The organism is Flavobacterium sp. (assembly GCF_035456085.1).
Classification (GTDB): Bacteria; Bacteroidota; Bacteroidia; order Flavobacteriales; family Flavobacteriaceae; genus Flavobacterium.
On sequence record NZ_DATIDY010000097.1, the window covers coordinates 1 to 3,651 of the forward strand.

The following is a 3,651-nucleotide window of genomic DNA, read 5'->3' on the forward strand; positions in this document are numbered from 1 at the left end:
AGCAGAACGCGTTTTGGGTTATACTGCTGAAGAAGCAATTGGAAAACACTTTTCAATGCTTATTCCTGAAAATGAATATTATGATGAAAATGAAATCATAAATACAATAAAAAAAGGAAGTTCTATAGACTATTTGGAAACAAAGAGAGTTACCAAAAAAGGAAATATAATTGATGTTTCGCTTGCTGTTTCACCAATTAAAGATGTTTTGAATGGCACCATAATTGGATTCTCCAAAATTATTAGGGATATTACAGAACGTAAAAGAACCGATGAAGAACTGCTCCGCTCAAATGCCGAATTGCAAAAAGCAAATTCTGAATTAGATCGTTTTGTTTACAGTGCTTCTCACGATTTACGCGCTCCTCTTAAATCAATTTTGGGACTTGTTGCTATAACAAAGGAAATTGCAAACCCACAAGAAGAAGAATTGATAGATTGTCTGGTAATGCTAAATAACAGTGTATTGAAACTCGATAATTTTATTGACGATATATTGAGTTATTCCAGAAATTCCCGAATGGAAATAGATAAGGATATAATAGATTTTGAAGAATTAATAGGCAAAATAAGGGAAAGTTATCAGTATGTTGAAGGTGTTAAAGATTTTGACGTACAGGTAACAACTTGTGCAAATACAGTATTTATTGGTGATGCTAAAAGAATTAGTGTTATTTTAAATAATATAATTACCAATGCATTTAAATATAGAGATAAAACTAAAGAAAAATCATATCTCAAAGTTCATTTTACAAGTAAAGGCGCAAGTATAGTGATTAGATTTGAAGACAATGGAATAGGAATTGCTGATAAAGACAAAGAAAAAATCTTTAATATGTTTTATCGGGCAACAATGCTTTCAACAGGATCAGGTCTCGGATTGTATATAGTCAAAGAAACAGTCGATAAACTAGGAGGAACAATTAATGTAGAATCTGAACTAGGAAAAGGAACGGTTTTTGCTATAGAAATTCCGAATCAAATTGCAATGAATCAAATTGCAATGAATTAATGAATAGAAAAAATAATGAAAAAGAAGCATATTTTACTTATTGATGACAATGACATTGATACTTATATAACGAATCACATCGTTAAAAAAAGTCAAATTGCGGAAAAGATAACGATTAAAAACTCAGGTATTAAAGCAATTGAATATTTAATTTCCATAAAAGATAATATGGATGAATTTCCAGATTTGATTTTTCTTGACATTGGAATGCCTATTATGAATGGTTTTGGATTTTTGGACGAATTTGTCAAATTGCCTTTAGTGATAGATGGAAAATGCGCAGTAGTAATGTTAACTTCTTCTAATGATCAAAATGATATAGAACACGCCAAACAATATTCGGTAGTCAAAGAATATTTGGTTAAACCAATGAAATTAGAAAAACTTGAAGCACTGAAATGTCTTTAATAAAAAAGAAATTTAAATTCAAAGGAAAAGCAATTAAGTCTTAAACCTTAATTTAAAGTCTTTTGAATATTTTGACCAAATCTCATTTGATAACTTTGGATGTTATCGCTTTTAAAATATATGGAGAAGTCTTATATTAGCGCAAAATCGATAAATTTCCAAAATGTCTGATAAAATCCAATACACCGAAGATAATATTCGTTCACTTGACTGGAAAGAGCATATCCGCATGCGTCCGGGAATGTATATCGGAAAACTGGGAGATGGTTCTTCACCAGATGATGGTATTTATATTTTAGTAAAAGAGGTTCTCGATAACTGTATCGACGAATTTGCGATGGGCGCAGGTAAAACCATCGAAGTAACTATTAAAGACAAAACGGTTTCGGTTCGCGATTATGGCCGTGGAATTCCGCTTGGAAAAGTTGTTGACGTAGTTTCAAAAATGAATACTGGAGGAAAGTATGATTCTAAAGCTTTCCAGAAATCCGTTGGTTTAAATGGTGTCGGAACAAAAGCTGTAAACGCTTTGTCTGATTATTTCCGTGTAGAATCTGTTCGTGACGAAAAACAAAAAGCAGCTGAGTTTTCAGCAGGAAATTTAGTTTTAGAAGAAGATGTAATTGATACAACCAAACGAAAAGGAACGAAAGTTACTTTTACACCTGATGAAACGATTTTCAAAAACTACAAATTCCGTTTAGAATATATCATTAAAATGGTCAAAAACTATTGTTATCTAAATAATGGTTTGACAATTATTTTTAATGGAGAAAAATATTATTCGGAAAACGGTCTTAAAGATTTATTAGAAGAAACTATAAATGCTGACGATTTAGAGTATCCAATCATCCATCTTAAAGGCGATGATATAGAGATGGCTTTAACGCACAGTAAAACCCAATATAGCGAAGAATACCATTCTTTCGTAAATGGTCAAAACACGACTCAGGGAGGAACGCACTTAGCGGCTTACCGGGAAGCTATTGTAAAAACGGTACGTGAGTTTTATAACAAAGCTTTTGAAGCGTCAGACGTCAGAAAATCTATTGTTAGTGCGATTAGCATCAAAGTAATGGAACCTGTTTTTGAGTCGCAAACCAAGACCAAATTAGGCTCTACAGAAATTGGTTCTGAACCTGGAATGCCTTCTGTTCGTACATTCGTAAATGATTTTGTGAAAACAAATTTGGATAATTATTTGCATAAAAACCCAGCAACTGCTGATGCTTTATTGCGAAAAATTCTCCAAGCAGAACGCGAACGTAAAGAATTATCCGGAATCCGAAAATTAGCGACAGATCGTGCCAAGAAAGCAAATCTTCACAATAAAAAATTAAGAGATTGCAGAGTACATCTTCCAGATACAAAAAACCCTAAAAGCTTAGAAAGTACATTATTTATTACCGAGGGAGATTCTGCTTCCGGGTCGATCACAAAATCTCGTGATGTCAATACACAAGCGGTTTTCAGCTTACGTGGTAAGCCTTTGAACTCCTACGGAATGAGCAAAAAAATTGTGTACGAAAATGAAGAATTCAACTTACTGCAAGCGGCTCTTGATATTGAAGATGGTTTAGAAAAATTGCGTTACAACAATATCGTAATTGCAACCGATGCCGATGTCGATGGAATGCATATTCGGTTGTTGTTAATTACATTTTTCTTGCAATTCTTTCCAGAATTAATCAAAGAAGGACATTTGTATATTTTACAAACGCCACTTTTCAGAGTTCGAAATAAGAAAGAAACGATCTATTGTTATTCTGAAGAAGAGCGAAAAGCAGCCATCGAAAAATTAAAACCAAAACCAGAAATCACCCGATTTAAAGGTCTTGGAGAGATTTCGCCAGACGAGTTCAAAAACTTCATCGGAGACACCATCCGCCTAGATCCTATTATGATGGACAAATATACTTCGATAGAACAATTGTTGTCTTTTTATATGGGTAAAAATACACCAGACCGACAAGATTTTATTATCAAAAACTTGAAGGTAGAAGTTGATACAATTGAGGAATTATAATTAAAAAATATGCCTAATAAAAAAGTATTAATATACGCACTGATTGCCTTCATTTTAAGTTTTACCATGACATTCATATTCATCAAAAATTATAAAAGGAGTAACAATCAGCAAGCGATAGAAAAAGTTAAGGTTAAATAATTAACTGTGCAAAGTAAAAAAATCAGATTTAAAGTTTGTTTTTGAGAGTTTGAAAGTGAATTGT

At 32.5% G+C, this 3,651-nt stretch carries 3 protein-coding genes; all 3 read left to right on the plus strand.

The window, feature by feature from the left end:
• The coding region (locus VLC96_RS07450) for a sensor histidine kinase (RefSeq protein ID WP_325261797.1) at nucleotides 1-1,012 on the plus strand (1,012 nt) is incomplete at its 5' end.
• A 15-nt stretch (nucleotides 1,013-1,027) separates the two neighbouring features.
• On the plus strand, nucleotides 1,028-1,420 hold the full coding sequence (locus tag VLC96_RS07455) for a response regulator (protein WP_325261799.1): 393 nt from the start codon (nucleotides 1,028-1,030) through the stop codon (nucleotides 1,418-1,420).
• A 163-nt stretch (nucleotides 1,421-1,583) separates the two neighbouring features.
• Nucleotides 1,584-3,446: a DNA topoisomerase IV subunit B gene (locus VLC96_RS07460; RefSeq protein WP_325261801.1), complete on the plus strand. Its 1,863-nt coding sequence runs from the start codon at nucleotides 1,584-1,586 to the stop codon at nucleotides 3,444-3,446.
• Nucleotides 3,447-3,651: the final 205 nt, after the last annotated feature.

Bases quoted from the DNA above. Each gene is read 5' to 3' on its own strand.
- VLC96_RS07460 (WP_325261801.1), top strand. From the start codon at position 1,584: ATGTCTGATAAAATCCAATACACCGAAGATAATATTCGTTCACTTGAC.
- VLC96_RS07455 (WP_325261799.1), top strand. From the start codon at position 1,028: ATGAAAAAGAAGCATATTTTACTTATTGATGACAATGACATTGATACT.